Annotated in this window: 21 protein-coding genes; 10 read left to right on the forward strand and 11 right to left on the reverse strand. The window is 65.0% G+C overall.

Annotation, left to right across the window (positions count from 1 at the left end):
* The first annotated feature begins 174 nt into the window (after nt 1–174).
* The gene (locus tag P9239_RS13605) at nt 175–942 is read left to right on the forward strand and encodes a glycosyltransferase family 2 protein (RefSeq protein WP_309751655.1); all 768 of its coding nucleotides are present in this window, start codon (nt 175–177) and stop codon (nt 940–942) included.
* On the opposite strand, the gene dnaE is transcribed toward P9239_RS13605, so the two are convergent.
* A complete protein-coding gene (gene dnaE / locus P9239_RS13610) occupies nt 936–4451 on the reverse strand; it encodes a DNA polymerase III subunit alpha (RefSeq protein ID WP_309751657.1) in 3516 nt (1171 codons plus the stop codon). The genes P9239_RS13605 and dnaE overlap by 7 nt on opposite strands.
* A gap of 220 nt (nt 4452–4671) precedes the next feature.
* On the opposite strand from dnaE, the gene P9239_RS13615 reads away from it, so the two are divergent.
* Together P9239_RS13615 and gluQRS are read left to right on the forward strand one after the other, a co-directional pair.
* Nucleotides 4672–5535 carry a sulfurtransferase gene (locus tag P9239_RS13615; protein ID WP_309751659.1) on the forward strand — a complete coding sequence of 288 codons (864 nt, stop codon included), beginning with the start codon at nt 4672–4674 and terminating at the stop codon, nt 5533–5535.
* Between the two features lie 10 nt (nt 5536–5545).
* The gene (gluQRS, locus tag P9239_RS13620; protein WP_309751661.1) at nt 5546–6418 is read left to right on the forward strand and encodes a tRNA glutamyl-Q(34) synthetase GluQRS; all 873 of its coding nucleotides are present in this window, start codon (nt 5546–5548) and stop codon (nt 6416–6418) included.
* 55 nt (nt 6419–6473) lie between these two features.
* On the opposite strand, the gene P9239_RS13625 is transcribed toward gluQRS, so the two are convergent.
* The 5 genes from P9239_RS13625 to P9239_RS13645 form a co-directional block, all read right to left on the reverse strand.
* Nucleotides 6474–7955, reverse strand: a complete 1482-nt coding sequence (locus P9239_RS13625; protein WP_309751663.1) for a DEAD/DEAH box helicase — start codon at nt 7953–7955, stop codon at nt 6474–6476.
* 463 nt (nt 7956–8418) lie between these two features.
* Nucleotides 8419–8808 carry an MliC family protein gene (locus P9239_RS13630; protein WP_404980010.1) on the reverse strand — a complete coding sequence of 130 codons (390 nt, stop codon included), beginning with the start codon at nt 8806–8808 and terminating at the stop codon, nt 8419–8421.
* A 26-nt stretch (nt 8809–8834) separates the two neighbouring features.
* Nucleotides 8835–9005 (reverse strand): DUF6726 family protein, encoded by a 171-nt coding sequence (locus tag P9239_RS13635; RefSeq protein ID WP_309751664.1) that lies wholly within the window; start codon nt 9003–9005, stop codon nt 8835–8837.
* A gap of 40 nt (nt 9006–9045) precedes the next feature.
* A complete protein-coding gene (purT, locus tag P9239_RS13640) occupies nt 9046–10293 on the reverse strand; it encodes a formate-dependent phosphoribosylglycinamide formyltransferase (RefSeq protein ID WP_309751666.1) in 1248 nt (415 codons plus the stop codon).
* A complete protein-coding gene (locus P9239_RS13645) occupies nt 10283–10630 on the reverse strand; it encodes a hypothetical protein (RefSeq protein ID WP_309754177.1) in 348 nt (115 codons plus the stop codon). The genes purT and P9239_RS13645 overlap by 11 nt, the downstream gene beginning before the upstream one ends.
* Here P9239_RS13645 and P9239_RS13650 point away from each other — a divergent pair.
* Both P9239_RS13650 and P9239_RS13655 read left to right on the forward strand, forming a co-directional pair.
* Entirely contained in the window at nt 10576–11124 is a 549-nt protein-coding gene (locus P9239_RS13650) for an META domain-containing protein (protein ID WP_309751667.1), read from the forward strand. The two genes, P9239_RS13645 and P9239_RS13650, sit on opposite strands and share 55 nt — an antisense overlap.
* 185 nt (nt 11125–11309) lie before the next feature.
* On the forward strand, nt 11310–15896 hold the full coding sequence (locus tag P9239_RS13655) for a DNA translocase FtsK (protein WP_309751670.1): 4587 nt from the start codon (nt 11310–11312) through the stop codon (nt 15894–15896).
* A 17-nt stretch (nt 15897–15913) separates the two neighbouring features.
* Here the strand turns inward: P9239_RS13655 and P9239_RS13660 are convergent, their stop codons facing one another.
* The 3 genes from P9239_RS13660 to P9239_RS13670 form a co-directional block, all read right to left on the reverse strand.
* Nucleotides 15914–16969: a transporter gene (locus tag P9239_RS13660; RefSeq protein WP_309751671.1), complete on the reverse strand. Its 1056-nt coding sequence runs from the start codon at nt 16967–16969 to the stop codon at nt 15914–15916.
* Between the two features lie 116 nt (nt 16970–17085).
* Nucleotides 17086–17625, reverse strand: a complete 540-nt coding sequence (locus P9239_RS13665) for an antimicrobial peptide resistance and lipid A acylation PagP (RefSeq protein ID WP_309751673.1) — start codon at nt 17623–17625, stop codon at nt 17086–17088.
* A gap of 121 nt (nt 17626–17746) precedes the next feature.
* Entirely contained in the window at nt 17747–18952 is a 1206-nt protein-coding gene (locus P9239_RS13670) for a lactonase family protein (RefSeq protein WP_309754040.1), read from the reverse strand.
* A 303-nt stretch (nt 18953–19255) separates the two neighbouring features.
* Between P9239_RS13670 and P9239_RS13675 the strand changes: the two genes are divergently transcribed.
* Complete coding sequence (locus P9239_RS13675) at nt 19256–19408, forward strand: DUF3096 domain-containing protein (RefSeq protein WP_309751674.1); 153 nt, start codon at nt 19256–19258, stop codon at nt 19406–19408.
* A 148-nt stretch (nt 19409–19556) separates the two neighbouring features.
* Here P9239_RS13675 and P9239_RS13680 read toward each other — a convergent pair whose 3' ends face one another.
* Complete coding sequence (locus tag P9239_RS13680; protein ID WP_309751676.1) at nt 19557–19805, reverse strand: hypothetical protein; 249 nt, start codon at nt 19803–19805, stop codon at nt 19557–19559.
* A gap of 384 nt (nt 19806–20189) precedes the next feature.
* Here P9239_RS13680 and P9239_RS13685 point away from each other — a divergent pair, with 384 nt between their 5' ends.
* Both P9239_RS13685 and P9239_RS13690 read left to right on the forward strand, forming a co-directional pair.
* On the forward strand, nt 20190–22058 hold the full coding sequence (locus tag P9239_RS13685) for a glycoside hydrolase family 15 protein (protein WP_309751679.1): 1869 nt from the start codon (nt 20190–20192) through the stop codon (nt 22056–22058).
* A 329-nt stretch (nt 22059–22387) separates the two neighbouring features.
* Nucleotides 22388–23659: a polyhydroxyalkanoate depolymerase gene (locus tag P9239_RS13690; RefSeq protein ID WP_309751681.1), complete on the forward strand. Its 1272-nt coding sequence runs from the start codon at nt 22388–22390 to the stop codon at nt 23657–23659.
* A 116-nt stretch (nt 23660–23775) separates the two neighbouring features.
* Here the strand turns inward: P9239_RS13690 and P9239_RS13695 are convergent, their stop codons facing one another.
* On the reverse strand, nt 23776–24408 hold the full coding sequence (locus tag P9239_RS13695; RefSeq protein ID WP_309751683.1) for a TetR/AcrR family transcriptional regulator: 633 nt from the start codon (nt 24406–24408) through the stop codon (nt 23776–23778).
* A gap of 330 nt (nt 24409–24738) precedes the next feature.
* On the opposite strand from P9239_RS13695, the gene rsxB reads away from it, so the two are divergent.
* The gene (rsxB, locus tag P9239_RS13700) at nt 24739–25584 is read left to right on the forward strand and encodes an electron transport complex subunit RsxB (RefSeq protein ID WP_309751685.1); all 846 of its coding nucleotides are present in this window, start codon (nt 24739–24741) and stop codon (nt 25582–25584) included.
* Nucleotides 25581–26225, forward strand: coding sequence for an endonuclease III (nth, locus tag P9239_RS13705; RefSeq protein ID WP_309751687.1), 645 nt, complete (start codon nt 25581–25583; stop codon nt 26223–26225). The genes rsxB and nth overlap by 4 nt, the downstream gene beginning before the upstream one ends.
* The last annotated feature ends 10 nt before the right edge of the window (nt 26226–26235 follow it).

Genomic DNA, 26235 nt, shown 5'->3' on the forward strand with positions numbered 1-26235 from the left:
GGCAGCCGTATTCGCCAGCCAGGAAAAAGGCCGCGCCGACGCAAAACCGCCGGACGCCACAACAATCCGCCATTGTAGACCGCCCGGCTTGTCCGATTCAGATGGCGCGCTTGCGGCCGGTCGATGGCTCTACAATACGCGCCACAAGCAACCCAGCCGCTACGGCCCGACGATATGACACACGAGAGCCTCGGCATCGCCATCATCACGCACAACGCAGCGGCGCGGCTCGCGCAATGTCTCGCATCCGTGTCGTTCGCCGACGATATCGTCGTGATCGACGGCGGCAGCACCGACGCAACCGCCGACATCGCGCGACAGCACGGGGCGCGCGTGATCAGCGCGCCGGACTGGCCCGGCTTCGGGCCGCAGAAGAACCGCGCGCTCGACGCGCTTTCGACTGACTGGGTGCTCTCTATCGACGCCGACGAAGTCGTGACGCCCGAGCTCGGCACAGCAATCCGGCGCGTGATCGCCCAACCGGCTGCCGATGTGTACGCGGTAGACCGACTCTCGAGCTTCTGCGGCGACTGGATCACGCACAGCGGCTGGTACCCCGACTGGATTCCCCGGCTCTTCAGGCGCGGCACCGCGCGCTTCTCCGACGATCTCGTGCACGAACGGCTCGTCGTGCCGCCGGGTGCGGCCGTGGCGCGGCTCGAAGGCAAATTGCTGCACTACTCTTACGAAGACTTCGAGACCGTCTTGCGCAAGCTCGACGCCTACTCGACGGCCGGCGCGCGGCAACGCCACGCCGCCGGCAAGCGCGCCAGCCTCGGCATGGCCGTGACGCGCGGCGCGTGGGCTTTCGTCAGGACCTACATTCTGCGGCGCGGGTTTCTCGACGGGCGATCAGGCTTCATGATCGCCGTCTTTAATGCCCAAACGGTGTACTACCGCTTCGTCAAACTGGCGTATCTGAGCCGGCGCCCGCCTCAATAAACAATCTCGATTTCACTTCCCGCGAACTCCCCGCGCAGCGCGCTGATGAGATCGTCGGTGGGCTTGACACGCCACGCGTCGCCCAGACGCACTTCGCCTTCCGCGTGCTCGCTGCGATAAACGATGCTCACGTTCAGCCCGTTCGGGATCGGCGCGGCGCTCTGACGCTGACGGCCGTTCTCCCTGACCGGCATCGGCGGCGGCGCGGCCTGTTCGCGTGCTGCATGCGCTTCCAGCACGCGGCGCAGCCGCAAGGCGTCGGCGTTGCCGTTCATCTCCACCTTCACCGACTGCGCGTAACGGCTGCGCGCGCGTTCGAGGTCCATCGCGGTATCGACGGTAAAGCGGATGCCGCCCGTGAACGCGTCGTTGCGCGCCTGGCCCTGCACGACGAGCAGTTCGTCTTCCTTGAAAAGCGCCTTGTTCGCTTCGAACTGCTCGTTGAAGACGGTCACTTCGCACTGGCCGGTGCCGTCGTCGAGATTGACGATCAGCATCTTGCCGCGTTGCGTCATCTGCGTGCGCATCGACGAAATCACGCCTGCGACCAGCTTGTCGCGTCCTTCCTTCAGCTCGCCGATCTTCTGGCGCACGAAGCGGCGCACTTCGCCCTTGTAGGCGTCGAAAAGATGACCGGACAGATAGAAGCCGAGCGCCGTCTTCTCTTCTTGAAGCCGCTTTTTGTCCGACCACGCGGGCTCGTCGACGAGTTCATGCTTCTGCAGCGGCGTGTCGCCCACGTCGAAGAGGCCCGCCTGCATGGCGTTGGCGGCGGCCTGTTCGGCGGCTTCCATCGCGAGCGGCACGGAAGCCAGCAGTTGCGCGCGATTGGCATGAAGCGCGTCGAACGCGCCCGCGCGAATCAGCGCCTCCACCGTGCGCCGGTTCACGACGCGCCGGTCGATGCGTTCGCAGAAATCGAACAGATCGGTGAACGCGCCGTCTTCGCGCGCCCGCAGAATCTCCTCGATTGCGTTCTGCCCGCTGCCCTTCACCGCGCCGAGGCCATAACGAATGATCTTCGAACGCTTCCCGTCCGCGTCAGCGACCGGCTCGAAGCGATACGCCGACTGGTTGATGTCCGGCGGCAGCACGGTCATGCCGTTCGCGATGCAGTCCTCGAAGAGAATCTTCACCTTGTCGGTGTCGTCCATGGCAAGCGACATGTTGGCCGCCATGAATTCCGCCGGATGATGCGCCTTGAGCCACGCCGTGTAATACGCGAGCAGCGCATACGCCGCCGCGTGCGACTTGTTGAAACCGTAGCCCGCGAACTTCTCCATCAAGTCGAAGATCTCGTCGGACTTCTCGCGCGTGAGACCGTTCTTGGCCGCGCCTTCCGCGAAAATCTCGCGGTGCTTGGCCATTTCCTCGGGCTTCTTCTTGCCCATCGCGCGACGCAGCAAGTCCGCGCCGCCGAGCGAGTAGCCGCCGATGATCTGCGCCATCTGCATCACCTGCTCCTGATAGACCATGATGCCGTAGGTCTCTTTCAGAACAGGTTCGACGCGCGGGTCCGGATACTCGACGATCTCGCGCCCGTGCTTGCGCGCGCAGAAGCTCGGAATCAGGTCCATCGGGCCCGGACGATACAGCGCGACGAGCGCGATGATGTCCTCGAAGCGGTCCGGCCGCGCGTCCTTCAGCATGCCCTGCATGCCGCGGCTTTCCAGCTGGAACACGGCGACGGTGTTCGCCTTCTTGAGAATGGTGAACGAAGCCGGATCGTCCAGCGGAACCTGCGCGAGGCTCCAGTCCTTCTTCGACGGATCGAGGCGGCGAATATAGCGCTCCGCCCAATCCAGAATCGTGAGCGTGGTCAGGCCCAGAAAGTCGAACTTCACGAGGCCGACGGCTTCCACGTCGTCCTTGTCGTACTGGCTGACGACGCCGCCGTCCTCGCCCTGCGTATAAAGCGGGCAGAAATCCGTGAGCTTGCCGGGCGCGATCAGCACGCCGCCCGCGTGCATGCCCACATTTCGCGTGAGGCCCTCGACGCGCTGCGCCAGTTCCAGCAACTGATGCACTTCGTCTTCGGTGTCGAAACGCTCCTGAAGCGCCGGCTCTTCCTTCATCGCGTCCGCGATGGTCACGTGCTTGCCCGGCTTGAACGGAATCAGCTTCGCGATGCCGTCCGTGAACATGTAGCCGAGATCGAGCACGCGGCCGATGTCGCGCACCGCCGCCTTCGCCGCCATCGTGCCGAAGGTCGCGATCTGCGAGACGGCGTCCGCGCCGTACTTGCCCTTCACGTACTGAATGACGCGGTCGCGCCCTTCCTGGCAGAAGTCGATATCGAAGTCCGGCATCGACACGCGTTCCGGGTTCAGGAAGCGTTCGAACAGCAGGTTATAGCGCAGCGGGTCGAGATCCGTGATGCCGAGCGCATACGCGACGAGCGATCCCGCGCCCGAGCCGCGCCCCGGGCCGACCGGCACGCCATTGTTCTTCGCCCACATGATGAAGTCGGCGACGATCAGGAAGTAGCCCGGAAAGCCCATCTTGATGATGGTCCCGCACTCGAAGTCGAGCCGCTTGTAATACGTCTCGCGCTGTGCGTCGCGTTCCGACTCGTCGGGGAAAAGCTGCGCGAGCCGCACTTCGAGGCCTTCCTTCGACAACTGCACGAGGTAGTCGTCGAGCGACATGCCGTCGGGCGTCGGGAACAGCGGGAGCTTCGGCTTGCCCAATTCGAGCGTGAGATTGCAGCGTTTGGCGATCTCCACCGTGTTCGCGAGCGCCGACGGAATGTCCGCGAAGAGCGCGCACATTTCGTCCTGCGTGCGGAAATACTGCTCGGTCGTGAACCGCTTCTGGCGGCGCGGATTGGCGAGAATGTCGCCCTCTGAAATACACACGCGCGCTTCGTGCGCGGTGTAGTCGTCCGGGGTCATGAACTGCAGCGGGTGCGTGGCGACCACCGGCAGGCCCAACTTGGCGGCGAGCGCCACGGCTTCCTGAATGTACGCCTGCTCGCCCGGCTGGCCGGCGCGCTGCAGTTCGATGTAGAACGCGTTCGGGAAAAGTTTCGCCCAACGCTCGGCGTGACGCTCCGCGCTCGCGGTATTGCCCGCCGCGAATGCCATGCCGATGTCGCCGGTCTGCGCGCCCGATAGCGCGAGTAGACCTTCTGCAAGGCCCTCTTCCAGCCATTCGACCATCACTTCCGCCCGGCCGCGATACTGGTTCGTGAGCCACGCGCGGCTCAACAGTTCGCAGAGATTCAGGTAGCCGGTCTTGTCGCGCACGAGCAGCAACAGGCGCGAGGGCTTGTCGCGGTCGGCCGCGTTCGTGATCCAGACGTCGCACCCGGCGATGGGCTTAACGCCCCTGCCGCGCGCTTCCTTGTAGAAGCGCACGAGGCCGAACGCATTGGCAAGATCGGTCAGCGCAAGCGCGCCTTGGCCGTCTTCGGCTGCCGATTTGACGACGTCGTCCAGCCGCACGATGCCGTCGGCAATCGAGAATTCGGAGTGGACGCGGAGATGAACGAAGCGGGGATCTGACATGCCGATATTGTACATGCGGTCAGTCGCGACATTGCCCGCGAGCGCCGCGTTGGCCGAACGGATAAGGGGCTCACGGCTCCCGAAATTGAGCACGCGCAAGAGTTTGCGGGACGACGCGCGGACCGGGCCGGGCGCGCCCGCCGTTTGCGGGATAATAGCGGTTTGCGCGGCGCAACCGTGCCGCGCTGATCCCGTTTTTACGCGTTTTACCGTATCGATCATGAGCATATTGAACCTTTCCGCCTACAAATTCGTCACCATCGAGGACGGCGCCGCGTGGCGGCCGCTCGTCACCGAACGCTGCAAGGCGCTCGGCCTCAAGGGCACGATCCTGCTGGCGCCGGAGGGCATCAATCTGTTCATCGCGGGGCCGGTTCCCGAAGTGCGCGAATTCATCGACTACATTCGCACCGATGCGCTCTTCGGCGGACGTTTCGCCGACCTGCAGTTCAAGGAGAGCTTCTCCGAGACGCAGCCGTTTCGCCGCATGCTGGTCCGGCTCAAGCGCGAAATCATCACGATGAAAAAGCCCGCGATCAAGCCGGAACTCGGCCGTGCGCCGTCCGTGGATGCGCCCACGCTCAAAACCTGGCTCGACCGCGGTCACGACGACGCCGGCCGGCCCGTCGTGATGCTCGACACGCGTAACGCGTTCGAAGTGGATGTCGGCACGTTCGAGAACGCGCTCGACTATCGCATCGCCAAGTTCAGCGAGTTTCCCGAAGTGATCGCGCAGAACCGCGCGGACCTGGAAGGTAAGACGGTGGTGTCGTTCTGCACCGGCGGTATTCGCTGCGAAAAAGCAGCGATCCACATGAAGGAAGTGGGCATCGACCACGTTTATCAGCTCGAAGGCGGCATTCTGAAATACTTCGAGCAAGTCGGCGGCGCGCATTACAACGGCGACTGCTTCGTGTTCGATTACCGGACCGCGCTCGATCCGAATCTCCAGCCGACGGCCACCGCGCAGTGCTTCGGCTGCCGCGCGGTCGTGAGCGTCGAGGACCAGAAGTCGCCCTACTACAAGCCGGGCGAGACGTGCCCCGCGTGTCACCCGGACGCAAAAGTCGGCCAGGCGGCCTAAGCCTCGTCACATGCGCTATCGCGGCCGCTTCGCGCCTTCGCCGACGGGCCCGCTGCACGCCGGATCGCTCGTCAGCGCGCTCGCGAGTTTTCTCGATGCCCGCGCGCACGGCGGAACGTGGATCGTGCGAATCGAAGACGTCGACGCGCCGCGCACGGTGCCCGGCGCCGCCGACGACATTCTCGCGACGCTCGCGCATCTCGGCATGACGTCCGACGAGCCGCCCGTCTGGCAAAGCCAGCGCGACGACGCCTACACTCACGCCTTCGAGCAGTTGCAAGCCGGCGGCCTAGTCTATCCATGCGGTTGCACGCGGCGCGAAATCGCCGACTCGCTCGTGCATGCGCACGCGCGTCACGCGACGCTCGCGTATCCCGGAACGTGCCGCAACGGCCTCAACGGCCGCGCCGCGCGTGCATGGCGGCTGCGCGTGCCGGACGGCGACGCGGCGCGCATTACATTCGTTGATCGCTGGCAAGGGGCGCAGTCGCAAGATCTCGCCGCAGAAGTGGGCGATTTCGCGCTCAAGCGCGCGGACGGCTTGTGGGCGTATCAACTCGCGGTCGTCGTCGATGACGCCGACGCGGGCATCACTCACATCGTGCGCGGCGCGGACCTGCTCGATTCCACCGCCCGGCAAATCTATCTCCAGCAGTGCCTCGGTGTGCCGACGCCCGCTTATCTGCACGTGCCGGTCGTCACCAACGAAACCGGCGAGAAGCTGAGCAAGCAGACCGGCGCAACGCCGCTGGATACGACCGCTCCGCTCGGCGCGCTCATAGAGGCGGCGCGGCATCTCGGCATCGATGCGTCGGCCGCGCGCTCGCTCGATGCGTTCTATGCACGAGCCATCGCTGACTGGGCGCAGCGATTCGCGTCCTGAAACGAAAAACGGCAGCCGCGAGAGGCTGCCGTTTCTGTTCGACGCTCGTGAACGCTCAGGACGTCTTACGCGGCATACCCAAACCGCCGAGAAGCGCCGCCAGCGGCTGCTTCGACGCAGTCTTCCGCTCGGGCTCGACCGTCTCTTCTTGCCGCTTCATCGCCGCGGGCGACGGTTCGTACGGCTTCAGGAAGAACTCGTCCACCGGCTGCTGACGGCCACGCGGCCGATCGTACGAACCGGACGTGCGACGGCGCGCGCCCGCTTCCTCTCGCGCGCCATGCCGATGTTCCGAACGTTCGCCGCGCGCCGGCCGCTCGTCACGGCGCGATGCGTCGCGGCGCACGGGCGTCGCGACTTGCAGCGTCTCGACATCGAGCGGGCGTTTGATGAGCTTTTCGATATCAGCTAGCTGCTTGCGCTCGTTCGGGCTGCACAGCGAAAGCGCGTCTCCGGAAGCGCCCGCGCGACCCGTCCGGCCGATGCGGTGCACATAATCTTCCGCGTTGAACGGCAGGTCGAAGTTGATGACCGCCGGCAGTTCGGCGATGTCGAGACCGCGCGCCGCGACATCCGTGGCCACGAGCGCCTCGATTTCGCCGCGCTTGAACGCGTCGAGTGCCTGCATGCGCTCGCTCTGCGAACGGTCGCCGTGAATCGCGGTCGCCACGATGCCGTCGCGCTCCAGCACGCGCGCGAGCCGGCTCGCGCCGATCTTGCTGTTGCAGAACACGATCACTTGCTTGAGCCCGCGCTCCCGAATGATCTGCGCGACCGCGCCCGACTTGTCGCTCTCGTGCACTTCGTAGACGATCTGGCGCACGTTCGTCGCCGTCGAGTTGCTGCGCGCCACTTCGATGGTTTGCGGGTTGCGCAGGTACGTCGCCGCCAGTTTCTTGATTTCCGGCGAAAACGTGGCCGAGAAAAGCAGCGTCTGGCGTTCCTTCGGCAACAGATTCAGGATGCGTTGCAGGTCCGGCAGGAAGCCCATGTCCAGCATGCGGTCGGCTTCGTCGAGCACCAGCATCTGCACTTGGCCAAGGTTGAGCGTCTTCTGCTGCACGTGGTCGAGCAGGCGGCCCGGCGTCGCGATCAGGATTTCGACGCCGCGGCGCAACGCCTCCGACTGCGGGTTCATGTCGACGCCGCCGAAAACGACCGTGCTGCGCAGCGGCGTGTGCTTCGAGTAGGTCTGGACGTTCGCGGCGACCTGGTCGGCGAGTTCGCGCGTCGGCGTCAGCATGAGCGCGCGCACCGGATGGCGTGCAGGCGATGCGCTCGTGTTGGCGTTCGGCAGCAGACGCTGGATGATCGGCAGCGAGAAACTCGCCGTCTTGCCCGTGCCGGTTTGCGCCGCGCCCATGACGTCGCGGCCCGACAGCACGACGGGAATGGCTTTCGCCTGAATGGGCGTAGGCGTCGTGTAGCCCGACTCGCGCACCGCCTTGAGGATCTCGGGGGACAAGCCGAACTGGTCGAAGGTCGGTGCGGCCGTGGCTTCTTCGTTGGACGTGTTCGGTGCGACGGAATCAGACATGGTGACTATCTTGGCTTTCGCTAAAAAACCGCTCGATGCGGCGCGCGTGAACGATCGTGAACGATTTCGCCGATCACGCGTGTGTGTTTCGGTGACGCGGAATGACCCGCGACGCACTTGCAAGAGGTTGCGCGCTATTCGTGCGCATGATGCGTGCCTTGGCGCGCGGCTCGCAACGCAGCCGGCCATCGGGCGTGGGCGGCTGACGCCTGCGTCCCGCCGCCTTCCAGCCGAACGCGACTCATACCTGGATGGAACACAGCTTCAATGACGCTTCAACGACACGGCGCGCAAAGAAGTTCGCCGGCAGCGGCGCTGCGCGGCCGCCCTGGCGCAAGCGAAGCGCCGTCGCGGCGGCGGCACTTTCGCTGCGGGAAAGCCGCACATTGTAGCACCGCATGCCAAAGGGCCCGGACGCAAGTCTCTACGTCCACGCAGCCGCGTCCGCCGTCCCGCTTCCGCCCTACTTCTCGCGCGCCTGGCAGTCCGCGAGCAGCGGCGGTGAATCTTTCGCGGCCATCTCGTCGTAGAGGTTGGCTTGCTTGCCCTTGGTCCACCAGACGTACTGATCGGCGGCGTATTTTGCGCCCGACCCAGCGATCACGTTGACGAAGAGCAGCTTGCGCCCGTCGACAGTCAGCGCCGCGAAGCTCTGCCGGTTGCGCGTGTTCGTGTACTGGACCGTGATGCTCTTGCCGTCGCGGCAGTCGTAGCGCGTGGTGTGCGTCGATGCCGCCTGGATTTGCGGAACGGTTAGCGGCATCGCGTGCGCGGACGGCGTAGCCAACGCCCACATTGCAAGTAGCGTAGTGGCGAAGAATGCGAGGAGCTTGTTCATCGTTACGTTGTTCATTGTCTGATGCTGGCGGCGCTAGCCGGTCAAGGGTCGATGACATCGGCACACGCGTCGGTCGGCGCTGCGGCGACATGGCCGACGACCGGCACGATTTTCAAGCCCGCCGATGCGATCCGGCACGGCGCGGCAGCGAGCCCGCAGCCAGAAAGCCCGACGCATCCCGCGACCAGCGCGACAAACAATAAGCGTTTCAATGTCTTGCTCCTGTTACCTGCGCCAAGCGCGAGGCGCGTCTCAGTTCGTCGAAACCGGCCGTACCTTCGACGCCGCCAGCTTCGCCCGTTCGCGCGCCTCGTCCGTATCGGCGCCCGTCGCCACCGCGACTCCCATCCGGCGCTTCGCGAAGCTCTCCGGCTTGCCGAAAAGCCGCAGGTCTGCGCCCGGCACGGCAAGCGCCTCGCGGACGCCTTCGAACGCGATCCCGGCTTCGTCGAGACCGCCGTAAATGACCGCCGACGCGCCCGGCGTGCTCAGCGACGTATCCACCGGCAAGCCGAGAATGGCGCGCGCGTGAAGCTCGAATTCGGAGAAACGCTGCGTCGCGAGCGTGACGAGACCCGTGTCATGCGGACGCGGGCTGACTTCGGAAAACCATACGTCGTCGCCGCGCACGAAGAGTTCCACGCCGAAGAGGCCGCGCCCGCCGAGCGCCGTCGTCACCTTCGCGGCGACGTCGCGGGCTTTCGCGAGCGCGGCGGCGCTCATGGCTTGCGGCTGCCACGACTCGACGTAATCTCCCGCCACCTGAACGTGGCCGATCGGCTCGCAAAAGTAAGTCTGCGTCGCGCCGGTCTCGGGATCGGCCGCACGCACCGTGAGCTGCGTGATTTCGTACTCGAAGTCGATGAAGCCTTCCACGATCACCCGGCCGTGATTGACGCGCCCGCCGGCCAGCGCGTACGTCCACGCCGGCTCAATGTCCGCGTCGCTGCGCAATACCGACTGCCCTTTCCCCGACGACGACATGACGGGCTTCACGACGCACGGAAAGCCGATCTTCGCGATCGCTGCCTTCATCTCGTCGAGCGATTGCGCGAACGCATAAGGCGATGTGGGCAAACCGAGCGTCTCGGCGGCCAGCCGGCGAATGCCTTCGCGATTCATCGTGAGTTGCGTGGCGCGCGCTGTCGGAATGACGGTCGCCATGCCGGACGCCTCGATTTCGGCGAGGGCATCGGTGGCGATCGCCTCGATCTCAGGCACGATCAGATGCGGCTTCTCGCTTTCAACGAGCGCGCGTAACGCGGCCGGGTCGGTCATGTCGATCACATGCGCGCGGTGCGCGACCGGATGCCCAGGCGCGTTCGCGTAACGGTCGACCGCGATGACCTCGACGCCCAGCCGCTGAAGCGCAATGATCACTTCCTTGCCGAGTTCGCCCGCGCCGAGCAGCATGACGCGCGTGGCGCCGGAAGAAAGCGGCGTGCCGATGCGCGAGGCGATGTCCTGCGCTGCGTTCGCGCCGGGTTGGTCAGTCTGCATGCGTGCTCCAGAATCGATTCGGTTGTGCGTCGGCCTGGCGCCTTTCACGCGCTAAAAACCGATTGATTGCAATGATTGGCGGCGATGTTAACACGCAGCGCCGGGCGTGAACGCTCTGCCGTTCGGCATATTGACAAGCGATATGGACTCGTGCCCGGGCGGCAAATTCCCGCGCTTCTTTCGAGCCTTCCGCGCGGCGAATGATTTGTTGCATCTCAACGCTGGACAAACCGTACGACGCCTGCGGTACCCTTACGGCTTTCGCCAGTTCCGGATCGATCGATGTCTTCGCTTCTTCGTCGCGCTTCTTCTTTACGCTCGCGGGCAGGCCTCGCACTGTGCGCGAGCGTCGCAGTTTCGGTAGCCAGTGTCATCAGCGGGTGTGCCATGCCGAAGCATTCGGACGCGAGCGCGCCGCCCACCGATCCTTACAATCCTGCCGCAACGCAGTTGCTCGACGACACGCATTGGGAACTGACGAACTGGACGGAGGCGAACGGCCAGCCGCACGCCCTGCCGGGCCGCGCGGTGGCCAGTCAGCCGATCACGCTCGATCTTTCGACAGAGAGCGGCCGCCGGCGTGCGAGCGGGTTTTCGGGCTGCAACCGGTACACCAGCACGTATGACCTCAAGGACGGCAAGCTGAGCTTCGGCTCGCTCGCCGGCACGCGCATGGCCTGTCCATCGAGTGTAGGCGGCGCCGCGGAGCAGCCTTATCTCGACGCGCTGGCTCATGTGTCGAAGAGCGGCGTGCAGATGAATCCGCCGCAAACGCTCGAGTTGACGCTCGATAACGGCGCCGTGCTCGTCTTCGCGCAGCGCGCTGAATGACACGCCGTTGCCGCGCCCGGCTCGCGCGGGACACATCGAACGCGAAGTGTTGCGCGCTTACGCCATGCGCGTCGGGTTTAGCCGTCACCCGTTAAACTGCTCGATCCATATGCCCGGCACCTGCGCGGCACACGCGCTGGGCGGCCAATTCATCCGTCTCATCCAACCTTGGTTCGATCCCTAGCATGCACACGGTAGTTCTCGGCTGGTTCGGTGCATCAGTCGTCTGGTTTCTCGCTCTCTTCTGGCGCGTCGTCAAATCGGCGCTGCCGGGCGGCGCGGGGCTGCGCGGTCCCGGCACGATCCGGCTGTGGCTCGGTTTCTTTTGCGTACTGCTGTCGAGCGCGACGCTGGAAGGCGCGCTCGCCGGCGCGGTGGAGGCGCAGGACAACGTCAATCGCTGCGGCCGCGCGCTCGCGGGGGCGCTCGCCGGACTCGCGCATGCGCCCGGGGCCATCGCCATCGCGGCCCTGATGTTTGCGATCAGTCTGCCGTGGCTCATCGAATTCAGCTGGCGTTCGGTGCTCGCGTGGGCTGACGAAGCGTTCGGCTTCGGACTGCCGCAAAGCTGGCTCACGCCGCGCGAAGACGCCGAACGGGATTCGCGCTCGCGGGAGCCTGCGCGGGCCAAGTCGGGCGCGAAGCGAAGTGCAAAGCCGAGCGAAGAGCCGAGCGGAATGCGTTGGCGCAAGCGTCGCACGCGAGACACGCCGGCCGCCGAAGTGCCGATGCGAGGCATTCGGGGCGAACGGTTCGATGCGATGGCGTCCCGCACGTCGCCGGACGAGCCGACGCTCGGCATGCCTACCGGCCAGCGCAGCGGACGTTATCAGCGACCGACGCCGTGGCGTCCGCCTGCAACGACCGGGCGCGTCGCCAAGGGCGCGGAGGCTTCGGCCGCGAGCATCGCGGCGACCGCGGAAGCGTACTCGCGACGCCCGGCGTTCGAGCGCGCGGGCACGCCTGTTTCCACTTTCGTCGAGCCCGTTGCGCCGGACGGATGGTTGAACTCGCTTTCGACGGCAGCGGCGGCGTTGGGATCGACGACTTCGGCCGTGAGGACCGCTCCCGGCGCTTCGCCACGCAGTGAAGCCGCCACGACAGCCCAACGGTCACATGCACGGTCGCCGTCGCCGTCCCCGGCCCCGGCTTCCACGGCTACGAACAGCGCGGGCCAGCGGTCGTCGGCCATGCCGGCGCGCGCTGCCGTGTCCGCGAGCGGTTCGGCTTCTGCGCCGGCGAACGGCATCGCGCCGAGCAGACCGGCTCCGGTCTCCGTTTCGACGTCGATTCAGACATCGCGCCCTCCAGTGAGGCGCCCGTTGCCGACGGAGATGACCGGCGATGGCCGCTCGTCCGCCTTTGCGCCGCCAGCGTTCTCGCGTCCGCCTTCGCCGCCCGTCCCGCCACCGGCACCCGACGCCATTCAGGCGACGCTGCGCTCCATCGAGGAGAAAGCGGCGCTCTGGACGTCGCTTGCCGGCGCGAGTCTCGCACGCCATCACGAGGCGCAGGCTTCGCCCGCGAACGATGGGGCTTCGGCGGCCGCGGCGGCTTCGGAGCGCGTTAGCGCGGAGTCCGCGACTTCGGCCGCGAATCCGTGGCTCGCAGGCGATCGCGAGCGTCATTCAGTCCGGCCCGAGGCCGTGGCGCCCCCGGGATTCGCCGCCGTGCCAATGCCCGACGCCGTTGAACCGACCCTTGCTCCCGCCGAAGACAGCGCGCGGTCGAACGCACCTGTCGAAACATCGCCGGATGCTTCCGGAACGGGCCTGCAACAAGTCGCGACGGCGCGAATCGATGCCATGCCGGGTACGGCTTCGGCCTCGCCGCAAGACGAGCTTGTACAGGCACCGAACGCGTCGCTGCTAACCCCGGACGCGGGTGCGAACGTTCAACGCCGGGCGGAATCGGACGCAGCGTCGGCGCCGCGCGCCGACGCACTCTCGGCAATAGGTTCGCGCGCGCAGCAAGCCGAAGCGCTGAGTACCGATGATGCATCAGGTGCGACTTCGGAGGCTGGCGAAGACGCCCTACTCCAAGCGAGCACGGTGCCGCACACGGGTTCCGTGGATACCCATGTGTCGATGCCGGTGACGCCGGAAGAAGGCGCGAATGGTCAGCGTGAACCAGGCACGCACACGGACGTTGTGTCGACTTCCGGCGCCTTTCCCGCAGACCTTCAGCCGATGCCGCAGACGGTACCGCTAGGTACACAAGACGCAACGCAGTCAGGCCCGGAGGATCGCGAGGAGGCGTCCGCAGAGTCCAATACCGACTCGACCCCGGCGTTGGCCTCGCGTCTGCCACAAACGGAGCCTGCTAGCACGGTTGAGGCTCCGCCCGCTGGCTGGGAACCCGCCGCAGACAGTCAACGCGTCACCCATGTAGACGCATTGCAAGCTGACGAGGCACACGCTGAGGCCCTGCCGCGCGGCGTCGCCGCGTCGCCGATAGAACACGCGATTACATCGCAGAAAGACGTCGACGCTGTCGCTGCGACCGCTGTAACGAGCGAGTCAGACGCAGCAACCGAGCGTCTGGCGGCACACGGTCCGATGTCTGGGGGGATCGCGGCCAGCACGATCATGAACGTCGCGCAGGTGCAGGCTGAACCGCAAGCTTCGACCGGCGCGCAAAGCCAGAACTGGCAGGCCACGTCTGCAACGGGCGACGTCCCTGAGACGGCGGCAACGCCCGAAACGCACGTTTACGTCGAACGTGAGCCGCTCCCCCAATCGTCCTCGATGAAGGAAACGCCGGCAAACGACCCCGCGCTTCCCGGCATGGACACAATTGCAACACCTGGCACGGACGCAAGCACACAACACAGCGAGTCCGCGTTCAACCTAGGAGCGTCAAGAGACGACTGGCGGCTCACGCCGCCAACGACTACGAGCGCACAACCCGTCCAACCGGAACCGCGCAGCGCAATCGACCTGCCGGCCTATCCGTTCGATGCCGCCCCGATCCTCCCTCCGCCGTTGCCGCGCGCGCTCTCGGAGCCGGCCACACACGCGCCGGCCTCGGAGGACACACCGCCCTGGCTCGACCACGAGCCGCCGGCCTTGCGTGCGTTCGACACGCCGCCCGCGTTCGACACGCCGCCCCCGTTCGACGCGCACCCGGCGCGCGCACCCATCGACGAGCCCCGCCCCGCCGCAGCCCCCGCTCCAGCCGCCGCGGCTACTCCGTCCGCCGCGCCCGCTCCAGCCGTCGCGCCCGAGCCGCGACAACCGCTGCGCGGCTTCACGCCGACCGAGTTCGAATTTCACGCGCCGCAGGCGTCGGCGGTGGAGTTGCCGACGCTCGATCTGCTCGAACCCGCGTCCGACGAAGTGGAGCCCGTCTCCGAGGAACGCCTCGCCGACACCGGACAGCTGATCGAGCAGCGCCTGCAGGAGTTCAAGGTGCCGGTAACGGTGGTCGGCGCGTCGGCGGGTCCGGTCATCACGCGCTTCGAAGTGGAACCGGCGCTCGGCGTGCGCGGCAGCCAGATCGTCGGCCTGATGAAAGACCTGTCGCGCGGGCTCGGGCTCACGTCGATACGCGTGGTCGAGACGATTCCCGGCAAAACCTGCATGGGCCTCGAACTGCCCAACGCCCGCCGGCAGATGATCCGCCTCTCCGAGATTCTCGAAGACGACGTGTATCGCGCGTCGAAGTCGAACCTGACGATTGCGATGGGCAAGGACATCGTCGGCAATCCGGTGGTGACCGATCTCGCGAAAGCGCCGCACATGCTCGTCGCGGGCACGACCGGCTCGGGCAAATCCGTCGCCATCAACGCGATGATCCTCTCGCTGCTCTTCAAGGCCAAGCCGGAGGACGTGCGCCTCATCATGATCGACCCGAAGATGCTGGAGCTGTCCGTCTACGAGGGCATTCCGCATCTGCTGGCGCCGGTCGTGACCGACATGAAGCTGGCATCGAACGCGCTGAACTGGTGCGTCGGCGAGATGGAGAAGCGTTATCGGCTGATGTCGGCGGTGGGCGTGCGCAATCTGCAAGGCTTCAATCAGAAGGTGCGCAACACCGAAGCCGCGGGCAAGAAGCTCACGAACCCGTTCTCGCTGACGCCGGACGCGCCGGAGCCGCTCTCGACGCTGCCGCTGATCGTCGTCGTCATCGACGAACTGGCGGATCTGATGATGGTTGCCGGCAAGCAGATCGAGCAGTTGATCGCGCGGCTCGCGCAAAAGGCGCGCGCCGCCGGCATCCACCTGATTCTCGCCACGCAGCGGCCGTCGGTGGACGTCATCACCGGCCTCATCAAGGCGAACATCCCGACGCGCGTGGCGTTCCAGGTCTCTTCGAAGATCGATTCGCGCACGATTCTCGACCAGATGGGCGCGGAATCGCTGCTCGGCGCGGGCGACATGCTGTTTCTCCCGCCCGGGACCGGCTATCCGCAGCGCGTGCACGGCGCGTTCGTGGCCGACGACGAAGTGCATCGCGTGGTCGAGTATCTGAAGCAATTCGGGGAGCCGGAGTACGAGGAAGGCATTCTGTCCGGGCCGACGCCCGAGGGCGGCTCGCAGGATCTCTTCGGCGAAACGCCCGACGCGGAAGCCGATCCGCTTTACGACGAAGCCGTGGCGTTCGTCGTGCGCACGCGGCGCGCGTCCATTTCGTCGGTTCAGCGGCAGTTGCGCATCGGCTATAACCGCGCCGCGCGCCTCGTCGAGCAAATGGAAGCGGCCGGGCTCGTCTCGCCGATGGGCAGCAACGGCAACCGCGAAGTGCTCGCGCCGCCCGGCCCGGCCGACTGAGCATTCAGCTCACCGCCTCACCATACGCGCAGCTTGCGCAAGAGGAAGATCGTGATGGCGGCGCAGCCCGCCATCACGCCGATGACAATCCAGAAGGAGTCGGGATTGTGCGTGCCCGGCAAGCCCGCCACGTTCATGCCGAAGATGCCGGTGAGGAGCGTCGCGGGCATCAGCAGCGCGGACATGATCGCAAGCCACAACAGCTTGCGGTTGATGTCTTCCGAGAGCAGCGCGGCGATTTCGTCCTGTAACAGCTTGGCGCGCTCGTAAAGCCCTTCGAGTCCGGCGCCCAGACCGTTCAGCACCTGAATGGCCTGCACGAGCGCCTCCATCGAACGCGGCTCGGCCCATTCCAGTCGACGCGTGACGAGTTGCGTCAGCGCGTTGCGCTCCGGGTCGATGAAACGCTTGACCTCGACCAGCCTGCGTCGCACGTCGCCCAGATGCGCGCGCCAGTTGCCTTGGCCGTTTTCGAGCACGCCCTCCTCCACGTCGTCGAGCCGGTCGCCGATATCGTCGATGCGATCCGCGAAGGTTTCGTTGAGCGCGCGGATCAGGCCCGCGAAGAGATCGACGGTATCGCGAAACGTCGCTCCTTCGAGCACGGCGTGGCGCAGACGGTCGGTCGATTGCAGCGGCCGCGCCCGCACCGTGATCATGCGGTGGCGGTCCACATAAAAGCGCAGCGCGCTCGTCGCGCGATTGACCTCGCGCACGCCGGGCAGCGCGGCCTCCGGTGCGGCGGCCACCAGTTCGAGATCGGCGACGACGCCGTACACGAAGTTCGCGCCCATGTGCACGCGCGGCCGCTTGTCCTCGCCGTTCAGGAACTCGCGGGCGACATCCGGCATCGACGTGACGCCTTCGAGCCAGCTTTCGACCGTGTCGTCGTTTGCCGAGAGATGCAGCCAGGTGAATCCGTCGCCCGCCACGGCCCGCCGCGCTTCTTCCCATGAAAGCCGCAGCGCGTCGCCGCCGGCGAAGTCGAACGCGCTGATGAATCCCGGCGGCGCCGGTTCGTCATGACCGGTGCGCGTGCGCCCGGCCGGGTCTTGTGTGCGGGTCGTATCCAATGTTGCGTTCCTGGTGTTGCGACAATTTGCTGCCTTACGATTTCATCGGGACACCTTTCGATTCCCGATCGACGAATCATGGCGGCACGCCCGAAGCAAGCCGCCCGTCAATCGTACTAGAACTCGTAGCGTCCCAAGAAGAAGGCGACGTCGCCGTCGTTCAGGCCGGGCAGGCGCGGAATCAGCGTGCCCATCAACGAAACGCGCTTGTAGCGGATCGAACCGATGGGAAAGGCAAGCGGCAACGGGAAATAATGCGCGACGTCGCTGCGCGCGGTGAAGCCCGCGAAAAAGCCGCCGCCGACTTGCAAGCCGCCCAGTACAGGCTTCGTGAACCACTGCCGCGCATAGCCGGCGATCGGCTCGAAGTTGTGATGCGAGTCGGAGAATGCGAAGGCGAAGAGCGCGTCCTCGTTACCGTCGGCATCGGTCCAGTGCTTGCCCGCGCCGCCGCCGTACGACCACGGATTCAGTTCCTTGCGATCCGTATAGCCGTCGATGTGCCAGCCGTAGCCCGTGATGTACAGATCCCAAGTGCCGTCGTGCGCGACGCGCATCACACGCTCGCACGCCGACGACATCCAGTCCCGCTTGAAATCGCATTGCCCCTCGTCCGCGTACGCCGCGAACGGAGTGGTGAAACAGACGCTTAGCAACCAAATCTTGACCGCCCTGACCGCTCTTTTTTTTTGTCATTGTCGATGGACTGCGTGTCGCTGTGAAGGTGAGACGCCGCGGCGCCGTGCGACGAAGGCCGCGCGGCGCTTCGTCATGACGTCACGAAGGCGAGACGAACTTGAAATCGACCGGGGATCCGATCGACAACTCCTTGGGATCGGACGCCAGCTCGCCCGTCGCCGGATCGCGGCGGAAGAAATACGCGCTGTCGCTCTCCTGATTGCCGACGACGAGCCAGCGCCCGGTCGGGTCGATGGCAAACTCGCGCGGCGTCTTGCCGAGCGTCGGATAGCGTTTGAGCAGCTTCAGATGACCGTTCGCGGGATCGACGGCAAAGGCGACCAGCTGGTTTGCGTCGCCGCGATTGGTCGCGTACAGGAAGCGCCCGTCCGGCGACAAATGCAGCGCGCCGCCGCCTATCTTGCCCTTGGCGCCCGGCGCGGTCATCGGCACGGATTGGGCTTCGGTGAGCTTGCCGTCCGCGTAGTTGAAGACGAGCACGGACGCGTTCAGTTCGGTCGTCGCATAGGCATGCTTGCCGCTTGAGTCGAAGATCAGATGGCGCGGGCCGGAACCCGGCTTGACCTGGGTGTAGCGCGCCTCGGTCGGGCCGAAGAGACCGCGGCTGCCGTCTGGCGTATAGCGATAGCTGAACAGCTTGTCCACGCCCAGGTCCTGCGCGAAAAGATACTTGCCGTCCGGCGAGAAGACCGTCGAATGCACATGCGAGTTGTCCTGCCTGCCCTTCACCGGCCCGCTGCCTTCGTGATGCACGGTGAGCACGGACGTGCCGACGTGTCCATCGGCCGAAAGCGGAAAGACCGCGAAGCTGCCGCCGGGATTCGCCGCGACCGAATAGTTGGCGGTGAGCAGATATTTCCCGTCGGGTGAGATAGCGAGATAGCACGGATCGTTGCCGTCCGACGACACGCGGTTCAGAAAGCTCAATTGTCCGCTCGCGCGATCGAAGCGAAACGCGCTCACGCCGCCGCGCTGCGACGCCGGGCCGTTGTCGCCGGGCAGCTCGTTCACCGCGTAGACGTAGTTGCGATCGCCGCTGACGACGAGATACGACGGATTCACCGTCTGCGCCGACGCGATGCGCGTCAGCTCGCCGTTGCCGGCATCGAAACGGTAGACGTAGATGCCTTCACTTTTGCCGCTGCCGGTGTACGTGCCGATAAGCAGATCGAAGACATCGCCCGGCTTCGCGCTCGTCGCTGCCGTACCGCTCGCGGCGGTGGCGGGCGGCGTGGCGTTTCCGGGCGTCTGCGCGAACGACTGCGCGGCGGCAAGCGACAGCATCAGCGCGACGCGTCTCGCCCAGCGCGCCGGCTGCGCGCGCGTCGGTTCGATGATGCGCGCGGGCCACGGGCGAGAGAGCTGGCGCGGCGTTTGCAACGGCGCACGCATCGCGGCGCGGGAACGGCTCGATTGCATGAGACCTCCTCATCGACTGTTTGCTGCGTGTTATGGATGCGACGCGCGTTGGCGTCGCGTGACCGGCGTGTGCGGCAGCAAGTTGCGGACCGTCGCACGAAGCCTCGCATCGCTTCCGCACGCGCCCGTCTGGCCACAGAACTCTAACCAACAAAAGGAGCTGATGCGATGGACATCCACGTAAGCCTCGGGCCGCTCGTCTCGCTGATTGCGGGCATTCTTATTCTCGTCGTGCCGCGCCTTCTGAACTTCATCGTCGCGATCTACCTGATCGTCATTGGATTGATCGGGCTGTTCGGGATGGGCACGACACACTTGTGACGCCGATGCGCGTCCACGGTTCCGTTCGCCACGTTAGCCAAACGCGAAAAGCGCACCCGCGGGCAGAGCCGCGAAAGTGCGCATCGGAATGTGAAGGTGAAGCCTGCGCGCCATCGCGATGCGCGATGACGCGATGAGGCGATGACGTTCAGCCGTTTGCAAGCTGATCGAGTCGCAAGCGTCCTTGCAGCGAGAGCGCGCCGACCGACAGGCCGCTCATGTCGAAGCTATAGCGGCTGAAACAACCGCGTTCGGTGAGAAAGGCCGCCGCTGTGTCCATTGCATTGCGGGAGAGGCCGAGGCGTTTGTGATCGAGAGGAAGCAAGCTGTCGCTGTCGCGCACGCGGCTCGCAGCGGAAAGAATGGCGATGCAGTCTGCTTTCGACGGATTGAGCATGATTATGTGTGTCCTCGAAACGCAAAACGACAAAGGGTGCCGGCCGCCCCGCAAAGCCGACGCAGGAAACGAAACCGACAGCGCGCGAGCTGCGCCCGGCTTGCGTTTAGCTTCCATTCTAAACATCAGCCGAAACTCAGTTCAACGGTTTCATCGGCGCTTGAATAGTGCTTTTCCGCCAACGCGGTGCGGCGCGCGGTCGCATCGCGTGAAGGCCGCATCGCGCGACGTTCGCCATGTGCGGGCCATGCGCCCGCTTTTCTGCTCGCCGGGAACGAATGCGGCAGAATGCGACGACATGGACGGGGCCGATCGAGCAGCCATGCCTTTCGACGACCGTCATGTCAACCGCGGCGCGCGAGCCGCCAGCACACCACGCCACTTATGCCCGCTCTGATTGAAGACTACGCCATGATCGGCGACGGCCACACCGCCGCCCTCGTTTCCCGCGACGGCTCCGTCGACTGGCTTTGCTGGCCGCGCTTCGATTCCGGCGCGTGTTTCGCCGCCTTGCTCGGCACGCCCGAGCATGGCCGATGGCTGCTCGCTCCGTCCACGGCGGACGGCGAAGCGCCTGTCGTGCGACGTCGTTATCGCGACGACACACTGATCCTCGAAACGGATTTCGAAACGCCACAGGGCGCGGTGACGGTGGTCGATTTCATGCCATCGCGTAACGGTCATTCGGAACTGGTGCGTATCGTCATTGGGCGGCGTGGCGTCGTGCGCATGAAGATGGAACTGGTGCTGCGCTTCGATTACGGATCGGTGGTGCCGTGGGTCAGCCGCCTGCCGAACGATAGCGGCATCCGCGCCATCGCCGGCCCGGATCTCGCGGTGCTGCGCACGCCGGTGCAGTTGATCGGCGAGAACATGCGAACGACTGCCTGCTTCGACGTGACCGAAGGCGAGCGCGTGCCCTTCTCGCTCTGCTATTCGCAGTCGCATTTGCGGCTGCCGCCCGCGCACGATCCGCACACGCAACTCGCGCGCACCGAAAATCACTGGCGCGAGTGGTCCGGCAAAAGCCAGCTCGCGGGCCGCTGGGCGAGCGCGATCCGCCGCTCGCTCATCACGCTGAAGGCGCTCGCGTACGAGCCGACGGGCGGCATCGTCGCGGCCCCGACCACGTCGCTGCCCGAGCAGCTGGGCGGCGCGCGCAACTGGGACTATCGATACTGCTGGCTGCGCGACGCCACCATCACGCTGCTCGCGCTGATGCGCGGCGGCTACTACGATGAAGCCCGCGCGTGGCGCGCATGGCTCGGCCGCGCGATGGCCGGCGCGCCGTCGCAGGTGCAGATCATGTACGGCATCGCGGGGGAACGGCGGCTCGCGGAGTGGGAGATTCCGTGGCTGCCGGGCTACGAAGGGTCGCAGCCGGTGCGCGTGGGCAACGGCGCGGTCGAACAGTTGCAGCTCGATGTCTATGGCGAAGTCATGAACGCGCTGCATCTCGCCCGCGTCGGCGGCTTGCAGAGCGACGAAACCGCGTGGTCCATCCAGTGCACGATGCTCCAGCATCTCGAAACCATTTGGGATCAGCCTGACGAAGGCATCTGGGAAGTGCGGGGCGGCCGCCAACACTTCACGTTCTCGAAGGTCATGGCGTGGGTCGCGTATGACAGGGCGATCCGTTCGGCGGAACAGTTTGCGCTGCCCGGTCCGGTCGACCATTGGCGCGACATGCGCGCCCGCATCCACGCCGACGTCTGCGCGAAAGGCTGGAACCCGACGCTCAATGCGTTCACGCAGATTTATCACGGCGATGCCCTCGACGCGAGCCTGCTGCTGATCCCGCTGCTCGGCTTTCTGCCGCCGGACGATCCGCGCGTGACCGGCACCGTCCATGCGATCGAAACGAATCTGACGCACGACGGACTCGTCAAGCGGTATCACACGACGGAAACGGCCGACGGTCTGCCCCCGGGGGAAGGCACGTTTCTGGCTTGTAGCTTCTGGCTGGTCGACAACCTGGCGTTGCAGGGCCGGATCGACGAGGCGCACGCGATGTTCGAGCGACTCGTTGGTCTCGCAAACGACGTCGGGCTGCTGGCTGAGGAATACGACACCGCTGCGAAGCGCATGGTCGGCAATTTTCCGCAGGCGTTCACGCACGTCGCGCTCGTGCATACGGGGATGAACCTGATGCGCCACGAGCAGGCGATGGCGAAGGCGACCGGACAGCCGTCTCATGCGAACGGGGACGCGGCCAGCGCGGAGCCTGCGGTCGGCATCAGCGAAGAGAGTTGAAGAGCATCGGTTTTGTTTGGCGTGCGCGCAAGCCGACGCTAGAATGGTGCAATGCAACACGCCGGATCGCTGCCCAAGAGCCGGGAGTTTTAACCGAACGATTGTATTGCGCACACAGAAAGCGGAAAATGTTGCTCTGTATCAATTTTTTGCACGGCCAGCCGTTATTCGCGTCAAGGCCCGTCCATGCGTGATTCGCATCGCGTAGCACGAACATAGCAGCCTCGCAGCGGGGTCGAGCCGCCCCACGAGGATTTTCCATTGCCGTTGAATTGGTTCGCTGGAATCAACGGGCATCACCGGTTTGTACCGAAGTCACTGGGGCCACCATGCTCTATCAAATCCACGAATTTCAGCGGGCCCTGTTGTCTCCTCTCACGGCATGGGCCCAGGCCGCCTCGAAGTCGTTCGTGAATCCGGCCAGCCCCCTCGCCTACGTTCCCGGCTCCACGCGCCTCGCCGCCGGATACGAGCTGCTCTACCGGCTGGGGAAGGACTACGAGAAACCGGAGTTCAACATCCATCAGATCGTCAAGGACGGCCACAACATTCCGATCGTCGAGCAGACGGTGATCGAGAAGCCGTTTTGCCGGCTGCTGCGCTTCAAACGCTTCGCCGATGACAGCGCGACCGTCACGAAGCTGAAGGACGAGCCGATCGTGCTCGTGTGCGCGCCGCTCTCCGGGCATCACTCGACGCTTTTGCGCGACACCGTCGGCACGCTGTTGCAGGACCACAAGGTCTATATCACCGACTGGCTGGACGCGCGCATGGTGCCGGTCGATAACGGCGCGTTCCATCTGGACGATTACATCGAATATATTCAGGAGTTCATCCGCCATATCGGCGCGAAAGACCTGCACGTGATTTCGGTATGTCAGCCGACGGTGCCGGTGCTCGCCGCCATTTCACTCATGGCGAGCCGCGGCGAAGACACGCCCCGCACGATGACCATGATGGGCGGCCCGATCGACGCACGTCGTAGTCCGACATCGGTGAATTCGCTTGCGAGCGAGCACTCGTATGAATGGTTCGAGAACAACGTCATCTACACGGTGCCGGCGAATTATCCCGGCGTCGGGCGCAAGGTGTACCCGGGCTTTCTGCAGCATGCGGGCTTCGTCGCGATGAACCCGGAGCGGCATCTCACGGCCCATTGGGACTTCTATCAAAACCTGCTGCGCGGTGACGACGACGATGCCGAGCAGCATCGCCGCTTCTACGACGAGTACAACGCCGTGCTCGACATGGCCGCCGAGTATTACCTCGAGACCATTCGCATCGTGTTTCAGGAGTTTCGACTTGCCGAAGGCACGTGGGACGTGAACGGCGAGCGCGTGCGCCCGCAGGACATCACGCATACGGCGCTCTTCACCATCGAAGGCGAGCTCGACGATATTTCCGGCGACGGCCAGACGCGCGCCGCTCATGACCTGTGCACGGGCATTCCGCAGAAACACAAGCGCCATTTTACGGCCGAGAAAGCCGGACACTACGGCATTTTCTCGGGTCGCCGCTGGCGCACGATGGTGTATCCGCAACTGCGCGAGTTCATCCTCGAACACGACAAGTCGCCGAAGACGGAAGCGGTTCCCGCCTGAGTCGATTCACGCGGCGCAGCGTTTCATTCTGCGCTTCGGTACCGATTCCATTCGCAAAAGAAAAACGTCGCGCCCCTCACAAGGCGCGACGTTTTTTCGTCAGACGACGTCGCTTTTCAGCGGCGCGTCAAATAGGCAAGCAGCAGCTCTGTATTCATCTTCACCATTTGTTCACGCTGCACGGGTTCGCTGAAGTCGACGCCGAAGCTCACCTGAAGCGTGAAACGATTCGATACGATGTAATAACCCAGGCCCGACAGCGTGATATAAAACTTCAGGGGATCGACGTCGGTGCGAAACAGTCCGGCCTTCTGTCCGCGTTCCAGTATGTTCGTGAGCGTCGCAACCACCGGCGAAATCACCTCGCGCATGTGTTTCGATCCCTTGATATATCTCGCCTCGTGCAGATTTTCGTTATTGATCAACCGCAGCAATTCGGGGTGGTCACGGTAGTAATCCCAAACGAAATGCGCGAGGCGCGTCATGGCCTCGATAGGGGCGAGGCCTTCGAGATCGAGCGTGCCCTCTGCCTCGACGAGTGCTGAGAGCGCATGTTCGAGCACCGCTGTAAAAAGCTGCTCTTTACTACCGAAGTAGTAGTACAGCATGCGCTCATTGGTCTCTGCCCGCCGGGCGATTTGATCCACACGTGCGCCAAACAGGCCGCCGGCTGCGAATTCTTCCGCGGCGGCAAGCAGGATACGGCGGCGTGTCCCTTCAGGATCTCTTTTGATTTTCGGCTGATTCATGATGGCATGAGTCGGGAGCCGCGTTGTCCGGATATGCGTCACGCGGCCCGCATTGGGGTACATGACGTGAACGGGCGCTGCCCATGGTTATGGGGGAACACCGTCCTGCGGTCAAACGATAAAGCGGTTCGATTATGCGCACATCGCCTCGGCATTGGCAATTAGGATAAGGATCACCTGCGGCGGCCGTCGCGCACATCGGCGATAATCACGTCTGCTGCAATTGATCATGCGGTTGCTGCCGCGTTTGGCGTCATTCCGTCTTGAACGCAGCGCTGCCCGCCGTCTTGCTGCTTTCTGCCCGCCTTATTTGCCACCGCGCAACCTCACGTGACCGTAACCGTTTCAAAGACGCTCGCCGAGCGCATCGAAGACCTGCTGCCGCAAACGCAATGCACGAAGTGCGGCTATCCGGCCTGCCGCCCCTACGCCGACGCCATCGCCGCGGGCGAGGCCGGCTATAACCAGTGCCCGCCGGGCGGCCAGGAAGGCGTCGCGCGGCTGGCGGCGCTGCTAGGCAAGCCGGAGATTGCGCTCGATACGACGCACGGTGTCGAGCGGCCACGGCCGCTCGCGGTCATCGACGAGAACCTGTGCATCGGCTGCACGCTGTGCATGCAGGCGTGTCCGGTCGATGCCATCGCGGGCGCGGCCAAGCAGATGCATACGGTCATCGACGCGCTGTGCACGGGATGCGACTTGTGCGTGCCGCCCTGCCCCGTCGATTGCATCACGATGATTCCCGTCACGGGCGATGCCACCGGCTGGGACGCGTGGAGCCAGCAGCAGGCCGATGCAGCGCGCACGCGGCACGACCGGCGCGTCGCGCGCCTCGCGCAGGAGCGGCGTCAAGCCGAAGCGAAAGCGTCCGCGCGGCAGGCGTCGCGCGCGGCGCAGGCAAACGTCGCAGAAGCGGCCACCGCCCCGACTGCATCGACTGACGACCCCGAAGCGAAGAAGCGCGCCATCATCCAGGCCGCGCTCGAACGTGCGCGCAAGAAGAAGGAAGAGATGACGAAGCTCGGCGCAGGCCCGAAAAACACCGAACGCGTCAGCCCCGCCGTGCAGGCGCAGATCGACGCCGCCGAAGCGCGGCGCAAGCGCCTCGGTCTCGTGCCGGATCAAGGCGACGAGAACGGCCATTCGAACGTTAGCGATTCGGACACGACACGATGAACGCGAAGAAGCGCCGCGCGATCTTCGAGACGCTGCAAAGCATCGATCCGCATCCGAAGACCGAACTCGAATACACGACTCCGTTCGAACTGCTGATTGCCGTGATGCTATCGGCGCAGGCCACCGATGTATCCGTCAACAAGGCCATGCGCAAGATGTTTCCGGTGGCGAATACGCCCGAGAAAGTGCTCGCGCTCGGCGAAGAAGGCGTCACCGATTACATTCGCACGATCGGGCTTTACAGGACGAAGGCGAAGAACGTGATCGCGACGTGCCGGATGCTCGTCGAGCAATACGGCGGCACGGTGCCTGACAATCGCGAGGCGCTCGAAGGCCTGCCCGGTGTCGGACGGAAGACAGCGAACGTCGTGCTGAACGTTGCGTTCGGGCAACCGACCATTGCGGTCGACACGCATATCTTCCGCGTCGCGAACCGCACGGGCATCGCGCAGGGCAAGGACGTGCGCGCCGTGGAAGCGGCGCTCGAGAAGAACGTGCCAAAAGAATTCCTTCAGGACGCGCATCACTGGCTGATTCTGCACGGCCGGTATGTCTGCAAGGCGCGCGTGCCGGAATGCTGGCATTGCGCGATCGAGCCGCTGTGCGAGTATCGTCCGAAGACGCCGCCGCCTGCGGAATGACCGTCGCCTG

It is taken from the genome of Caballeronia sp. LZ062 (assembly GCF_031450785.1).
GTDB lineage: Bacteria > Pseudomonadota > Gammaproteobacteria > Burkholderiales > Burkholderiaceae > Caballeronia.